A 14,447-nucleotide genomic window follows, 5' to 3' on the forward strand; every position below is an offset into this window, starting at 1 on the left:
TGCGCGTCAGCCGTCGAGGCCGATCGAGAACGCGGCCTCCAGGTCGTGCTGCGAGTACGTGCGGAACGCGACGTGCGTGTCCGTGCCCTCGACGCCGGGGATCTTGCTGATCCGGCCGGGGATGATCTCGGCCAGGTCGTCGTGGCGGGCGACCCGGACCATGGCGATCAGGTCGTAGGTGCCGGTGACGGAGAAGACCTCGCTCACGTTGTCCAGGGCCGCGATCGACTCGGCGATCTCGGGGATCCGGTCCACGCTGGTCTTGATGAGCACGATCGCGGTGATCACGGCTGGCTGTCTCCCTCGGTGGCCGTGGCATGGGTCGCCTTCACTGTAGCCCGGCCCCGATAACGCACCCACGCGTACAGGAACCCCAGCGAGAAGCCCACCAGGTGTGCCAGATACGCCACGGCCGGCCCTTGGTGGTCCTGTTCCGCCGCCGCCCACTGCAGCGCCACCCAGAACGGCAGCACCACCCACGCCGGAAAGCGCAGCGGCAGGAAGAACAGGAACGGGAACAGGCTCGTCACCCGCGCTCCGGGGAACAGGTACAGGAACGCCCCGAGGACCGCCGAGATCGCCCCCGAGGCGCCGACCAGGCTCTGGTCGGACTCGGCGTGCGCGGCCGCGTAGCCGAGCAGCGCCAGGTATCCGCAGACCAGGTAGAAGAGTGCGTACGGGACGTGCCCCATGCGCTCTTCGACCATCGCCCCGAAGACGTAGAGGAACAGCATGTTCCCCAGCAGGTGCAGCCAGCTGCCGTGCACGAACAGGGCCGTGAGCGGGGTGAGCAGAGCCCGTGGGGATCCGCCGAAGAGTTCGACGGGGACCACGCCCCAGCGGTTGAAGTAGGCGGTCTGCTCGGTGAGCAGCCGGGCGCCCGTGCCGTAGGAGGGGTTCAGCCCCGAGGTGGGGGAGAGGACGAAGACCACGCAGCAGAGCGCGATGATTCCGTACGTGACCGGGGCCGGGTGGCCCCTGAGGAATGCGGTCACTTTTGCGATCGCGTCGCGCCCGTTGCCGATCATGGGGAGAGCATGACGCAAGGCGGGGAGCGGGCGGCGTACGGCAGGCCGTAGGGTTACGGGCAATAAAGCAAGCACCACGCACCACGCCGTGCACGCGAGGAAGAGACGCTCTGAGATGACGGTTCCCCTGCCGACCGCCACCACCCGCTGGCGCTGCACGCTCTGCGGCAACCTGACGCGGTTCGATGTGACGCGCTCGTCGAAGGTCGTCGAGTACCTCCACCTCGACCTGGCCGGTGAGCCGAAGGTCGAGGAACGCGAGGTGGTCAGTGAGACCATCGAGTCCGTGCGCTGCCGCTGGTGCAACGCGGTGGACCAGGTGGAACTTGTGGACAGGCCGGGCGCCGACTCCTGAGGGAGCGGCCCCACACGACAGTTGGGGTGACGGATGGTGGAGAGCACGGGCGGGGAGGCCGGGGACGGCGGTGCCGCCGAGGTGCTCGACCGGCCGTTGCCCGAAGGTGTGCGGCGTCGCGTCGTGCAGATCGTCTCGGACGGATTCGGCGGTCTGACCGTCGGTGAACTTCCGGCCCAATTGAGGCAGTATGCCCGGTTCACCCCGAGTCGTCGGGCCAAGTTCGCCGGGAACGCGATGGCCGCGGCCGTGGAGAGCGACACCCTCTTCCGGCAGCGGATCGCCGAGCGGTTCCGGGAGGCGCAGCCGGAGTTGGCGGGCGCCCTGGAGGCCGGTTCGCCGCCGCCCGCCGCCGATCCGCTCGATGTCGCCGCCGCCGCGTACGTGCTGCGCCCCACGGGCTGGGTCAAGCTCGTCGCCGCCGCGGGCGAGGAGGCGCAGCGCGCCGACGCCGAGCGCGTCGACGAGGAGACCCGGGCCGAACTGGACCGGCTGCGCGCGCAGCTCGCCGAGGCGCAGCGGCAGACCAGGACCGAGACGGAACGGTTGCGCACCGAACTGGACGCCGCCCGGCGCGAGGTGGACTCCGTGCAGCGCAAGCTGCGCTCCGCCCTGAGCGACGTGAAGCGCGGCGAGGCCGCGGTGCGCAAGGCGCAGGCCGAGATCGACGGGGCGCGGGCCGAGGCGCAGGCGCAGGTCTCCGCCGCGGAGAGCGAGACCCGGCGGCTCAAAGCGCGGCTCGGGGAGACCGAGGCGGCCCTGGAGGCGTCCCGGCGGGCGGCCCGCGAGGGGCGCAGCGTCGAGGACATGCGCGTCCGCCTGCTGCTCGACACGGTGCTCGACGCGGCCCAGGGGCTGCGCAGGGAGCTGGCGTTGCCGCCGGTCTCCGTGCGGCCGGCCGACTCCGTGGACGCCGTGGAGCCGGGGAAGATGACCCCGAAGGACATCGCGGCCCGCGCCCTGCACGAGCACGACCCAGCGATCCTCGACCAGTTGCTCGCGCTGCCGCAGGCCCATCTCGTGGTCGACGGCTACAACGTGACGAAGACCGGCTATCCCACGATGCCGCTGGAGAAGCAGCGGCTCAGACTGCTCGGGTCGCTCTCGCAGCTCGCCGCGCAGACGGGCGCCGAGGTGACCTGTGTCTTCGACGGGGCCGAGCTGGCCGCTCCGGTGCTGCTCGCGCCGCCGCGCGGCGTCCGGGTGCTGTTCTCCAAGGCCGGGGTCACCGCCGACGAGTTGATCCGTCAGCTGGTGCGGGCCGAGCCCCCGGGCCGGCCGGTGATCGTCGTCTCGACCGACCGCGAGGTCGCCGACGGGGTCGCGAAGGCCGGCGCACGTCCGGTTGCGTCAGTGATGCTCCTGAAGCGGCTGTCACGCGGCTGATGTCCGGCTTGACCGGAACCGCAACTTCCATTCCGCTTGCCCGAATTGGCGAAACCTTCACGCAACGTAGCGTCAAAGCGACATCACTGCATGTGAGTTGAGTGCAAAGAATGCAGTGGGTGACCGAGATTTTTCTCGTCAGGATTTGAACTGATCACAAGAAGGTCACTAGGGTCGGGCCTCGAACCTCCGCTCGGGTGATCACTCACATGAGGTGAGTGACGGTGGAGGGGCACCGCCCATCGGGTGTTCTGTGGGCGGCTGGAGGAAGAAGGAGCTCGCCTTCGTGGCGTCCCACCGTCGACCCAAGCAGCCGAGCCGCACCCGTGTGACCGTGCTCACCGCGACCGCCGCCGCTGCCGTGGCCCTCACTTCGCAGGCTGCCAGCGCCGCGCCGAAGCCCACCAAGAGCGAGGTCAAGGCCAAGGTCGACAAGCTCTACGAAGAGGCCGGTCTCGCCACCGACCACTACAACGGGGCCAAGGAGAAGCAGAAGAAGCTCGAGAAGGAGATCGGCGAGCTTCAGGACAAGGTCGCCCGCGAGCAGGAGGAGCTCAACAAGCTGCGCACGGGCCTCGGTTCGCTCGCCAGCCAGCAGTACCGCTCCGGTGGCATCGACCCCTCGGTCCAGCTGTTCCTCTCCTCGAACCCGGACGACTACCTCGACAAGGCGTCCACGCTCGACTCGCTCTCCGCGCAGCAGCTGGAGTCGCTCAAGAAGGTCCAGGCGAAGCAGCGCACGCTCGCCCAGGAGCGCGCCGAGGCCACGGAGAAGCTCAAGGACCTCGCCGACACCCGCACCGAGCTCGGCAAGAAGAAGAAGGAAGTCCAGAGCAAGCTCAGCAAGGCGCAGAAGCTGCTCAACTCCCTGACCGCCGCCGAGCGCGAGGCCATGGCCGCGGACGACGCGCGCGCCAGCCGCTCCTCCGCCAGCCGCGTCGACCTCGGCAACGAGGCGGCCGCCTCCAAGTTCGGTGCCGCCGCCCTGAGCGCCGCCGCCACCCAGCTCGGCAAGCCCTACGTCTCCGGCGGTACGGGCCCCAACTCCTACGACTGCTCGGGCCTGACCCAGTGGTCGTACAACCAGGCCGGGGTCGGCATCACCCGGACCACGTACACCCAGCAGAACGACGGCACCAAGATAGGCATGAGCCAGCTCAAGCCCGGTGACCTCGTCTTCTTCAACAACCTTGCGCACGTGGGCCTGTACGCGGGCAACGGTCAGGTCCTGCACGCCCCGCACCCCGGCGCCGTCGTCCGCTACGAGTCGATGAGCACCGTCGGCACCTTCATGTTCGGCGTCCGTATCGCCGGCTGACCGGGCCCTGCGTCCGACCTTCGGCACGACAGCCCTACGAGATTCAGAAACGCGCCCGTTCGGGCGAATTCCGACATCTTCCGCTGACCCCGCGCCCCGGCATCGACCTGCTTCGATGCCGGGGCGCGGGGTTTTCGCGCCTCGTTCCCGCGGTCGCACTGCGTGATAGCTTCCGCGCTGTTCGTGAGCGTCAGCCCGCGGACCTACCGCCGGACGGGCGGGAAGTGATGTCTGTGGAGGCCCGCGCCGGACCGGAGTTCCGATCTCCGGCAGGGGCCCGTGAAGCAGGAACCCGCCGGAAGCGGGCCCGCACCGCGGGCCGGCAGGCCGGGCCCGGCGTATGCCGGACGGACGTCCATGTCGGCCCGCACTCCGCAGCCTCGCCGCCCGCGTCGGACGGTGGGGGCGGGACGGCACGGAAGGAGCACCGACACCCGTGGGGTCCCATCGCCGTATCGCGCCATCAGGGTTCGAGCTGAGCACGCGCGTCACCGTCCTGACCGTTGCCGCGGCCGGAGCCGCCGCGGCGCTCGGCGCCGTTCCCGCGGGCGCCGCTCCGCAGGACAGGCCGGCCGACACCAAGGCCGAGGTCGACCGCCTCTACGAGCAGGCGGAGCAGGCCACCGAGTCGTACAACAAGGCCGACGAGCGGGCCGGACAGCTCCGCAAGGACCTGGCCAGGACGCAGGACGAGGTGGCCCGCGGGCAGGAGCGGATCAACAAGATGCGGCAGGCGCTCGGCATGGTGGCCGGCGCCCAGTACCGCTCGGGCGGCATGGACCCCTCGCTCGCCCTGATGCTCTCCTCCGACCCGGACGGCTATCTCGACCGGGCCAGCACCATGGACCGGATCAGCGCGCGGCAGGCGGACGAGCTGGCGGAACTTCAGGACGCGCAGCGGGAGTTGGCGCAGGAGCGGGCCGAGGCCCGGCGCAAGCTCGGCGAGCTGGAGCAGAGCCGCAAGGCCGTCGCCCGGCACAAGCGCACCGTCGAGACCAAGCTGGCCAAGGCGCGGCGGCTGCTGAACTCCATGGCCGCCCCGGAGCGGGCCGCGTACGAGCAGGCCTCGCGCGGCGGCGCCCGCCCCGATCTGTCGGGCGCGGGCCCGGCCTCCTCGTCCCGTGCGGCCGCGGCCCTGGCCGCCGCCCAGTCCGCGCTCGGCCGCCCGTACGTCTGGGGCGGCAACGGGCCCTCGGGCTTCGACTGTTCGGGCCTGATGCAGTGGTCGTACGCGCGCGCGGGCGTCAGCCTGCCGCGCACCTCGCAGGAGCAGCGGTACGCCGGGCGGCAGGTGTCGCTGTCCGAGGCACGCCCCGGCGATCTGGTCATCTACCGCGGCGACGCCAGCCACGTCGGCATCTACGCGGGCAACGGCCAGGTGATCCACGCCCCGTACCCCGGCGCCCCGGTCCGCTACGACCCGGTCGGCATGATGCCCGTCTCATCCGTGACGCGACCCTAGGGCGTGCCCGGCGGACCTTGTCGCGGGCGCGGGGGCCGGCACGCCGACCCGCGGTGTTGCCGTCGGTCGCCCACGCTCCGCGTCGGCGCCCTCCCGCGGCTTGCGTCTCGACGCGCCGGACCCCGCTCACCGGCCACGAAAGGCGCGGGCCGCACGGATGCGACCCGATCCGCCGGGCAGACTCTGGGGACCTTTCGTGCGGCGCACCGTACGATCGGAAGGATGGCTGGTCGACGGCGTGCGATGAGCAGGGCGGGCTCCTTCGCGGTGCTCGGGGCCCTGCTCGTCGGCGTGTCCGGGTGCGGCGCGGACGGGACGCGGGCGGACGGCCGCTCGGCCGCCGTGCAGCGCGTCCTGGACCGCCGGGCGGACGCCGTCCTGACCAAGGACGCGTCCGCGTACCGGGCCACGGGGGACGCGGAGCCGACGCTCCTGTCCGACCTCGCCGAGGTCCCGCTCGCGTCCTGGGCGTACCGGCTGACCCGCGTCGGCCCGACCCGGGGCGAGCGGGCCACGGCCACCGCCGAACTGCGCTACCGCTTCCGCGGCTACGACAGGGCCCCGGTCGTCACCGAGCGCACCCTCACGCTCCGGCACCGGAGCGGACACTGGTACGTCACCGCCGACCGGCCCGCGCAGAAGTCCGCCGAGCAGCTGTGGGAGCAGGGCAGGGTCACGGCGGTGAAGGGGGAGCACAGCCTCGTCCTCGGCGTCGGCCGGGAGCGCTCCACCCTCCGGGCCTATGCGGACGACGCCGACGACGCGGTGCCCGCTGTGGTGGACGCCTGGGGCGCCGACTGGGCGCGGCGCGTGGTCGTCATCGTCCCCAAGTCCCTCGACGGGATGGGCGAGTTGCTCGGCGCCCCGGCCTCCGGCTACCAGGGGATCGCCGCGGTGACGACGGGCGAGGCGGGCGGTTCGCGCAGCGCGCCCGCGGACCGGGTGATCGTCAACCCGGATGCGTACAGCGTCCTCGGCGCGTTCGGCAAGCAGGTCGTCCTCACCCATGAGACGGCGCACGTGGCGACGCGGGCGGTGACCTCGGCGGCGACCCCGCTGTGGCTGTCGGAGGGGTACGCGGACTGGGCCGGGTACCGCGGCAGCGGCCGCACCCCCGCCCAGGCGGCGCCCGAGCTCCAGCGCGCGGTGCGGTCGGGCTCCGCGCCCGGCTCGCTCCCCGACGACGCCGACTTCGGCTTCAGCGGCGACTCCGGCAAGCTGGCACGGGCGTACGAGAGCGGCTGGATGGCCTGCCGGATGATCGCCGGCACCTGGGGCGAGGCCAAGCTCAACGCCTTCTACAAGGCGGTCGGCGGCCACCGGCAGCGGGCCGGGGCCGTGGACGGCGCGCTGCGCGGCGTGCTCGGCATCGACGAGCAGGAGTTCCTGGCGCGCTGGCGGGCCTACGTCGGCGACGAGCTGGGCTGAACCGGGCTCCTCAGCCGCCGAGCTCCGCGATCGCCTCGCGCAGCCACGCCCGCTCGGCCTTGCCGGTGGCCCGCGCCACCGTGAGCATCCCGCGCCGGAACAGGTCGTCGGGCTCCTCCGCGCGCACCGGCCGGCCCTCGGCGTCGTAGAAGAAGCTCGCGGGCGTCTCCAGGAAGTCGAGGCGGCGGCGCAGGACGGCGGCCTGCTCGGCGGGGCCGGGCAGATGGCGCAGGAACGCCAGCAGCGTGTTGAAGCGCACGTGGTCGCTGATCTCGATGTCCTTCGGGCCGCGCAGCCGGTCGAGGAGCGCGGCGCGGCCCGCCGCCGTGAGCGTGAGGACGCGGCGGGCGGCGGCCCGCGTGCCCGGTTCCGTGTGCTCGTCGAGCAGGCCCGCCGTGGCGAGCCGGGTGATCGCCGGGTAGAGCGCGCCGTCGCTCACCGGCCGGACGTGGCCGCTCAGCGCCTTGATGCGCTCCTTCAACTCGTAGCCGTGGAGCGGCTGTTCGTAGAGGAAGCCGAGGATCGGCAGCTCCAGCATGCGGGCTCCTTCGCTGGTCGGGTGGCCCGGGAAGGGGGTTGCGGGGCCGGTGCGGCCATGCTACCTCTTTTCGAGGTAATCGATACCTCGAAAAGAGGCATAGGTGGGGGAGGGTGACCCGGCATGACCGGCGCCGAACACCGTAGGACGCTCATCGGGCTCGCACGGCCCGTCTACTTCTCGCTGCTCGCCTCCGTGGCGGCCGGGATCATCAACACGGTCTGGGTGGCCCGGCTCGGCGGCGATGCCGTGGCCGCGGTCGCCGTCGCCACGAACGTGGAGAACGTGCTGCTCGGCGTGGCCCTCGTGTTCGGCTCCGGCACGACGGTGCTGGTCGCGCACGCCCGGGGCGCCGAGGATCCGGGCGCCGTGCGGGCCGCGGTGCGCGGCGGGCTCGGGCTGTGCGCGCTGGTGGTGCCGGTGGTCGTGGCCGGCGGGTGGCTGCTGCGGGAGGACGTGGCGCGGCTCGTGCTCGGCGGCGGCGACGCGGGCTCCCTGGGGCTCGCCTCGTCGTACTTCGCCGTCTCCATGCCGGGCATGGCCGTCTTCTTCGCGCAGCAGCTCGTCGACGGCGTCCTCAAGGGCGCGGGCGACACCCGCACCCCGATGCGGCTGGCACTGCTCGCGAACGGGCTGATCCTCGTCGCCGACCCGCTGCTCATCCACGCGTACGGGGTGGTGGGCGCCGCCGTCTCCACGGTGGCGGCCCGGCTGATCGCGCTCGCCGTCGGCGTGGTCGTGACGCGCCGGAACGCCGTGCTGCGGGCGGCCGCCGGGGCCGCTCCCGCCGAGGGGGCGGCGGCCGCCGTGCGGCGGACCCTGCGCACCGGGCTGCCGATGGCGGCCGACTTCACCGTGCGGCAGGCCGGCGCGCTCGGACTGGTCGCGGTGGTGGCGCGGCTGGGGGTGACGGCGGTCGCCGCGTACGCCGTCGCGTACAAGATCCTCTATGTCGCCACGATGGCCGCCTACGCGGTGCGCCAGGCCGCCTCCATCCACACCGCGCACCGGCGCGGCGCCGGGCACGACGAGCGTCGGCCCATCGGACGGCAGGCGGTCCTGGTCGCCGCGGCGGTGGCGCTCGTCGCGGCCTGCGCCTTCCTGCTGCTCGCGCCGTGGCTGATGCGGGCCTTCGGGGCGCCGCCCGCCGTCACGGCCGAGGGCACCCTGTTCCTGCGCTGCGTGGGCCCGTACCTGGTGCTGATGGCCGCCTTCATCGCGCTCGGCGGCGTCTTCGAGGGCAGCGGGGGAGCGGCCCGCACCCTGCGCGTGACCCTGCTCGGCACCGCGCTGCAACTCCCGGGCGCGCTCTGGCTGTCAGGGCTGTGGGGGCTGCCCGGCGTGTGCCTCGCCATGGCGGCGGCGATGGCCGTGCAGTGCGCGGCGCTGGCCCTGACGGCCGCGGTTCAGGAACCGATCACCGAGTTCTCGCGGGCCGCCTGAGAGGGCAGCGGGCTGCGCTCGGCGCGCCGCGGCTCGGTGATCGTCGCGCGCCACAGGCGGCGGCAGGCCGAGAGCGAGGCCGCGACCAGCAGGCCGTTGCGGACGAGCAGCAGGGCCAGGCCCAGCGAGTCGCTGGCCACCACGTGCGAGAACCAGACCGGGAATTCGAGGAAGGTCACGAACGTCGCCGCGAGCAGCAGCCACGTCGGCAGCGTCATCCGGCTGTCGTGGAACAGCAGACAGACCGCCGCGAGCCCGACCAGCCACAGCATGTACTGCGGGCTGATGACGCGGCTGGTCGTGGTGAACAGCAGTACCGCCGTGAACGCCGCGTCGGCGAGCGTGCCCGACCGCCAGGCCCGCGCCCTGAAGCGCCACAGCAGCAGCCAGCCGAAGGCCAGCAGCGTGAGGCCCTGCGCGACGGCGCTCACCACGTCCACGTACGGACCGAGGAACTCCACCGAGCCGTAGTTCAGCTGCACCGTGCCGGGCCAGCCGAACTGCCGCGCCACATGGAAGACGAGCGAGCCGAGCGACTCGACCTCCGTGCCCCGGTCCCGCTGGAACGTCAGGAACGCCATGGCACCCGGCATCGCGATGGTGAAGGCGATCAGCAGCCCGCCCGCCGTCGCCGCGGCCGCGCTCCACGCCTCACGGGTGGCCCGGCCGCGCCGGGTGCCGAGCAGCAGCAGCGCCGGCCACACCTTCAGCAGGGCGCCGATCGCGGCGAGCACGCCCGCGGCCTTCGGGTGCCGGGCCGCGGCCAGCAGCGCGGCGACCGCGACGGCGGTCACCATCACGTCGTAGCGCGCGTAGACGGTCTGCCCGAGCAGCGGCAGACCGGCGACCCAGACCCACACGCCGCGCCGCGACTTGCCGTGCCGGTCGGCCACGTACAGGAGCATCAGGAAGACCGCCGCGTCGGCGAGGAACGCGAGCAGGAAGAACGCGGAGGCGTACGAGAGGAAGGGCAGCAGCGCCGGGGAGAGGATCGCGACCGCGGCGGCCGGCGGGTACTGCCACGTCACGTCGTCCAGCGGGAACGTCCCGGTGCGCAGGACGTCGTACCAGCCGTGGTAGATCACGGAGACATCGCTGGTCACATCGGGCCCGGGAACCACGACGACCTTGAAGACGCACAGCAGAAGCAGAGTCCTGGTCAGGGCCCAGGTGAGCAGGAGGGCGGCGGGGTTTCGCGTCTTCATTCGACTCATCATGCCGGGGAGAACTGTGCCCTGGCCATGGAGTGCGGCGGCGTGGCGCGCCCCGTTGGGATGGTTCGGTACTGTCTGCGGCGATGCACCAGACAAACAAGATTCTGCTTGTGACGAACGACTTCCCGCCCCGCCCCGGCGGCATCCAGGCATTTCTGCACAACATGGCGCTGCGGCTCGATCCCGAGCGGCTCGTCGTGTACGCGTCGACGTGGAAGCGGAGCCGGGAGGGCGTCGAGGCGACTGCGGCGTTCGACGCCGAGCAGCCGTTCACGGTCGTACGCGACCGTACGACGATGCTGCTGCCGACGCCGCGCGTCACCCGGCGCGCGGTGGGCCTGCTGAAGGAGCACGGCTGTACGTCGGTGTGGTTCGGGGCGGCCGCGCCGCTCGGTCTGATGGGCTCGGCCCTGCGCAAGGCGGGCGCCGAGCGGATCGTCGCCACGACGCACGGGCACGAGGCGGGGTGGGCGCAGCTGCCCGCCTCCCGCCAACTGCTGCGCAGGATCGGCGAGTCGACCGACACCATCACCTATCTCGGGGAGTACACGCGCTCGCGGATCGCGGCCGCGCTGACCCCCCAGGCGGCGGCGCGGATGGTGCAACTGCCGCCCGGCGTCGACGAGAAGACGTTCCACCCGGGGTCGGGTGGCGACGAGGTGCGTGCGCGCCTGGGGCTGAGCGACCGGCCGGTCGTCGTGTGCGTCTCGCGGCTCGTGCCGCGCAAGGGACAGGACACGCTGATCCTGGCGATGCCACGGATCCTGGCCACGGTGCCGGACGCGGTGCTGCTGATCGTGGGTGGCGGTCCGTACGAGGGTGACCTGCGCAAGCTCGCCGAGGAGACCGGGGTCGCCGACGCGGTCCGCTTCACGGGGGCGGTGCCGTGGGCGGAGCTGCCCGCGCACTACGGCGCCGGGGACGTCTTCGCGATGCCGTGCCGGACGCGCCGCGGGGGCCTGGACGTCGAGGGGCTCGGCATCGTGTACCTGGAGGCTTCCGCGACCGGACTGCCGGTCGTCGCCGGGGACTCGGGCGGGGCGCCCGACGCGGTCCTCGACGGGGAGACCGGCTGGGTCGTTCGTGGCGGCTCTCCCGAGGCGGCGGCGGATCGCATCGTGCCGCTGCTGCTGGACCCGGAGCTGCGGGCCCGGATGGGGGAGCGGGGGCGCGCCTGGGTGGAGGAGAAGTGGCGCTGGGACCTGCTGGCCGAGCGCCTCAAGGAGCTTCTGTAGCGCCGACCGGGGTGCCGTGTGGGGTGCGTGGTGGCGCTTGTGCGCGCAGTGCCCCGCGCCCCTGAGACGGGCACCTGCGGTGCGGCGTCTCAGGGGCGCGGGGCACTGCGCTGCACTGCGCGGGGCGGCGCCGAGCCGCGTCAGCCCCGGTAGATCGCCTCGATCTCGTCGGCGTAGTCCTTGGTCACAACGTTCCGCTTGAGCTTCAGCGAGGGCGTCAGATAGCCCGACTCCTCCGTGAACTGCGTCCCCAGAATCCGGAACTTGCGGACCGACTCGGCCTTGGACACCGCCGCGTTGCCGTCGTCCACCGCCGACTGGATCGCGGCCAGCAGATCCGGGTCGTCCCGCAGCGACGTCACGGAGGCCCCCGCGGGCTTGCCGTGGTCGGCGGCCCACTTGCCGAGGAACTCCTCGTCGATGGTGACGAGGGCGCCGACGAACGGCCGCCCGTCGCCGACGACCATGCACTCGGCGACCAGCGCGTGCGCACGGATCCGGTCCTCGATGACGGCCGGGGCGACGTTCTTGCCGCCCGCCGTCACGATGATCTCCTTCTTGCGGCCGGTGATCCGGAGGTAGCCGTCCTCGTCGAGGGTGCCGATGTCCCCGGTGTGGAACCAGCCGTCGGCCAGGGCCTCCTCGGTGGCGCCCTCGTTGTTCCAGTAGCCGGTGAACAGGTGCTCGCCGTGCAGCAGCACCTCACCGTCGTCGGCGATCCGCACCACGGACCCCGGCAGCGGCTGGCCGACCGTGCCGATCTTCTGGCGGTCCCACGGGTTGAAGGCCGTGGCCGCGCAGGACTCGGTGAGGCCGTAGCCCTCCAGGACCGTGAAGCCGATGCCGCGGAAGAAGTGGCCCAGGCGCTCGCCCAGCGGGGCGCCGCCCGAGATCGCGTACTCGCCGCGCCCGCCGAGGACGGCCCGCAGCTTGCTGTAGACCAGCTTGTCGAAGGTCTTGTACTTGAGCTTGAGCGCGAGGGACGCGCCCTTGGGGGTGTCGAGCGCGCGGCTGTACTCGATCGCGGTCTCGGCCGCCTTGTCGAAGATCTTGCCCTTGCCGTCGGCCTGCGCCTTGGCCCGCGCCGAGTTGTAGACCTTCTCGAAGACGCGCGGGACGCCCAGGATCAACGTGGGCCGGAACGCGGCCAGTTCGTCCGTGAGGTTCTTGATGTCCGGGGCGTGGCCCAGCTTGATGGGGGCCATCAGGGAGGCCACCTCCACCAGGCGGCCGAAGACGTGCGCCACCGGGAGGAAGAGCAGCACCGAGCACTCGCCGGTGCGGAAGAGGGGCTTGAGGCGCTCCACCACGTTGCCGCACTCGGCGAAGAAGCTGCGGTGGGTCAGCACACAGCCCTTGGGGCGGCCCGTGGTGCCGGACGTGTAGACGATCGTCGCCGGGTCGTCGGCCTTGGCCACGGCGCTGCGCTCGTCCACGACCGCGTCGTCGATCCCGGTGCCGGCCCGGTTCAGCTCCTCGACTCCGCCCGCGTCGATCTGCCAGACGTGGGCGAGCTGGGGCAGGGTGCCGCGCACCGAGTCGACGGCCGCGGCGTGCGCGTCCGACTCGACCAGGATCGCGACGGCGCCCGAGTCGCCGAGGATCCACTGGATCTGCTCCGGCGAGCTCGTCTCGTACACGGGGACGGTGACGGCACCCGCGCTCCAGATCGCGAAGTCGAGCAGCGTCCACTCGTAGCGCGTACGGGACATCAGGCCCACGCGGTCGCCCGGCTGCACGCCGGACGCGATCAGGCCCTTGGCGGCCGTGCGCACCTCGGCGAGGAAGACGGTGGAGGTGACGTCCTGCCAGCTGCCGTTGATCTTGCGGCCGATGACGGCGACGTCCGGATGCTGCGCGGCGTTTCTGCGGACGATGTCGGTCAGATTGCCGTCGGCAGGGACCTCGTACAAAGCCGGAAGGCTGAACTCGCGCAAGACTGCTGCTCCTCATAGGGCGCCGGCGCCACGACTCTGTGTGCTGCGTCGGTGCGGTCCAAGATCGGGCAGGTGCTCAGGACCGGAACTGATTGAACTGAGCACGACTGGACTGCCCGGACGTTACCCACCAGTACTGCTTTTTCGGTAGGGGGTCCAGGCCAGATGTTCGCTGCGTCACACGCCATGGCGGTGCTCTGCGCACAGTAGTCCAGGAGTTTCCCGACTCGGAAGTAACCGCAGGTCCGGCGGGCTCTACCCACCCTAGGCGGGGTCGGCCTAGGGTGATCGCATGCGCGTACATGTGGTCAGCGATGTGCACGGAAACTCCACCGACCTCGCACGGGCCGGAGATGGTGCCGACGCCCTCGTCTGCCTCGGTGACCTGGTGCTCTTCCTCGACTACGCGGATCACTCGCGCGGCATTTTCCCCGACTTGTTCGGAAAGGCGAACGCCACGCGGATCGTGGAGCTGCGCACCGCCCGCCGCTTCGAGGAGGCCCGCGCCTTCGGGGCGCGGCTGTGGGACGGCATCGACCGCGGACCCGCCATCGAAAAAGCGGTGCGCAAGCAGTACGCGGAGCTGTTCGCCGCCTTCCCCACTCCTACGTACGCGACCTACGGCAACGTCGACATCCCCCACCTGTGGGACGAGTACGCCGGGCCGGGCACCACCGTGCTCGACGGACAGCGGGCCGAGATCGGCGGACGCGTCTTCGGATTCGTCGGGGGCGGGCTGCGCACGCCGATGCGGACCCCGTACGAGATCGACGACGAGGAGTACGCCGCCAAGATCGAGGCCGTGGGCGAGGTGGACGTGCTGTGCACCCATATCCCGCCAGAGGTGCCCGAGCTGGTCTACGACACGGTGGCCCGCCGCTTCGAGCGGGGCAGCCGCGCCCTCCTGGCGGCCGTCAAGCGCACCAGGCCCCGCTACGCGCTGTTCGGCCACGTCCACCAGCCGCTCGCCCGGCGCATGCGGATCGGGGCCACTGAGTGCGTGAACGTCGGCCATTTCGCGGGCTCGGGCAGGCCCTGGGCCCTGGAGTGGTGACAGCGCGGCCGCTCACGCGCGATAGCCTTCACGCGACACGCATGTATGC

At 72.1% G+C, this 14,447-nt stretch carries 13 protein-coding genes; 8 read left to right on the forward strand and 5 right to left on the reverse strand.

Annotated elements, in window-relative coordinates:
• Positions 1–6 precede the first annotated feature (6 nt).
• Complete coding sequence (locus J3486_RS19130; protein ID WP_207821637.1) at positions 7–288, reverse strand: Lrp/AsnC family transcriptional regulator; 282 nt, start codon at positions 286–288, stop codon at positions 7–9.
• On the reverse strand, positions 285–1,028 hold the full coding sequence (locus tag J3486_RS19135; RefSeq protein WP_207821639.1) for a rhomboid family intramembrane serine protease: 744 nt from the start codon (positions 1,026–1,028) through the stop codon (positions 285–287). The genes J3486_RS19130 and J3486_RS19135 overlap by 4 nt, the downstream gene beginning before the upstream one ends.
• Before the next feature lie 115 nt (positions 1,029–1,143).
• Between J3486_RS19135 and J3486_RS19140 the strand changes: the two genes are divergently transcribed.
• The 5 genes from J3486_RS19140 to J3486_RS19160 all read left to right on the forward strand — a co-directional run bounded on the left by J3486_RS19140 (position 1,144) and on the right by J3486_RS19160 (position 6,977).
• Positions 1,144–1,383, forward strand: a complete 240-nt coding sequence (locus tag J3486_RS19140) for a hypothetical protein (protein ID WP_207821641.1) — start codon at positions 1,144–1,146, stop codon at positions 1,381–1,383.
• 33 nt (positions 1,384–1,416) lie between these two features.
• Positions 1,417–2,769, forward strand: coding sequence for an NYN domain-containing protein (locus J3486_RS19145; protein ID WP_207821643.1), 1,353 nt, complete (start codon positions 1,417–1,419; stop codon positions 2,767–2,769).
• Between the two features lie 286 nt (positions 2,770–3,055).
• Positions 3,056–4,087, forward strand: a complete 1,032-nt coding sequence (locus tag J3486_RS19150) for an NlpC/P60 family protein (RefSeq protein ID WP_207821645.1) — start codon at positions 3,056–3,058, stop codon at positions 4,085–4,087.
• Between the two features lie 436 nt (positions 4,088–4,523).
• Positions 4,524–5,549 carry an NlpC/P60 family protein gene (locus J3486_RS19155; RefSeq protein WP_207821647.1) on the forward strand — a complete coding sequence of 342 codons (1,026 nt, stop codon included), beginning with the start codon at positions 4,524–4,526 and terminating at the stop codon, positions 5,547–5,549.
• Positions 5,550–5,771: 222 nt separating this feature from the next.
• On the forward strand, positions 5,772–6,977 hold the full coding sequence (locus J3486_RS19160; RefSeq protein ID WP_207821649.1) for a hypothetical protein: 1,206 nt from the start codon (positions 5,772–5,774) through the stop codon (positions 6,975–6,977).
• A gap of 10 nt (positions 6,978–6,987) precedes the next feature.
• Here J3486_RS19160 and J3486_RS19165 read toward each other — a convergent pair whose 3' ends face one another.
• Positions 6,988–7,515 (reverse strand): PadR family transcriptional regulator, encoded by a 528-nt coding sequence (locus J3486_RS19165; RefSeq protein WP_207821651.1) that lies wholly within the window; start codon positions 7,513–7,515, stop codon positions 6,988–6,990.
• 123 nt (positions 7,516–7,638) lie between these two features.
• Between J3486_RS19165 and J3486_RS19170 the strand changes: the two genes are divergently transcribed.
• Positions 7,639–8,958 (forward strand): MATE family efflux transporter, encoded by a 1,320-nt coding sequence (locus tag J3486_RS19170; RefSeq protein WP_207821653.1) that lies wholly within the window; start codon positions 7,639–7,641, stop codon positions 8,956–8,958.
• Here J3486_RS19170 and J3486_RS19175 read toward each other — a convergent pair.
• Positions 8,922–10,163, reverse strand: coding sequence for a glycosyltransferase family 87 protein (locus tag J3486_RS19175; protein WP_207821655.1), 1,242 nt, complete (start codon positions 10,161–10,163; stop codon positions 8,922–8,924). The genes J3486_RS19170 and J3486_RS19175 overlap by 37 nt on opposite strands.
• A 92-nt stretch (positions 10,164–10,255) precedes the next feature.
• Here J3486_RS19175 and J3486_RS19180 point away from each other — a divergent pair, with 92 nt between their 5' ends.
• Positions 10,256–11,407, forward strand: a complete 1,152-nt coding sequence (locus J3486_RS19180; RefSeq protein ID WP_207821657.1) for a glycosyltransferase family 4 protein — start codon at positions 10,256–10,258, stop codon at positions 11,405–11,407.
• 140 nt (positions 11,408–11,547) lie between these two features.
• Here J3486_RS19180 and J3486_RS19185 read toward each other — a convergent pair whose 3' ends face one another.
• A complete protein-coding gene (locus J3486_RS19185; protein WP_207821659.1) occupies positions 11,548–13,344 on the reverse strand; it encodes a long-chain fatty acid--CoA ligase in 1,797 nt (598 codons plus the stop codon).
• Positions 13,345–13,636: 292 nt separating this feature from the next.
• Between J3486_RS19185 and J3486_RS19190 the strand changes: the two genes are divergently transcribed.
• Complete coding sequence (locus tag J3486_RS19190) at positions 13,637–14,398, forward strand: metallophosphoesterase (protein WP_207821661.1); 762 nt, start codon at positions 13,637–13,639, stop codon at positions 14,396–14,398.
• The last annotated feature ends 49 nt before the right edge of the window (positions 14,399–14,447 follow it).

The organism is Streptomyces sp. VRA16 Mangrove soil (assembly GCF_017377775.1).
Lineage (GTDB): Bacteria > Actinomycetota > Actinomycetes > Streptomycetales > Streptomycetaceae > Streptomyces.

What these genes read in the sequence shown, in the direction of transcription:
- J3486_RS19135 (WP_207821639.1), bottom strand. Translation starts at nt 1,028, where the DNA reads ATGATCGGCAACGGGCGCGACGCGATCGCAAAAGTGACCGCATTCCTC.
- J3486_RS19140 (WP_207821641.1), top strand. Translation starts at nt 1,144, where the DNA reads ATGACGGTTCCCCTGCCGACCGCCACCACCCGCTGGCGCTGCACGCTC.
- J3486_RS19145 (WP_207821643.1), top strand. Translation starts at nt 1,417, where the DNA reads ATGGTGGAGAGCACGGGCGGGGAGGCCGGGGACGGCGGTGCCGCCGAG.
- J3486_RS19160 (WP_207821649.1), top strand. Translation starts at nt 5,772, where the DNA reads ATGGCTGGTCGACGGCGTGCGATGAGCAGGGCGGGCTCCTTCGCGGTG.
- J3486_RS19165 (WP_207821651.1), bottom strand. Translation starts at nt 7,515, where the DNA reads ATGCTGGAGCTGCCGATCCTCGGCTTCCTCTACGAACAGCCGCTCCAC.
- J3486_RS19170 (WP_207821653.1), top strand. Translation starts at nt 7,639, where the DNA reads ATGACCGGCGCCGAACACCGTAGGACGCTCATCGGGCTCGCACGGCCC.
- J3486_RS19175 (WP_207821655.1), bottom strand. Translation starts at nt 10,163, where the DNA reads ATGAAGACGCGAAACCCCGCCGCCCTCCTGCTCACCTGGGCCCTGACC.
- J3486_RS19180 (WP_207821657.1), top strand. Translation starts at nt 10,256, where the DNA reads ATGCACCAGACAAACAAGATTCTGCTTGTGACGAACGACTTCCCGCCC.
- J3486_RS19190 (WP_207821661.1), top strand. Translation starts at nt 13,637, where the DNA reads ATGCGCGTACATGTGGTCAGCGATGTGCACGGAAACTCCACCGACCTC.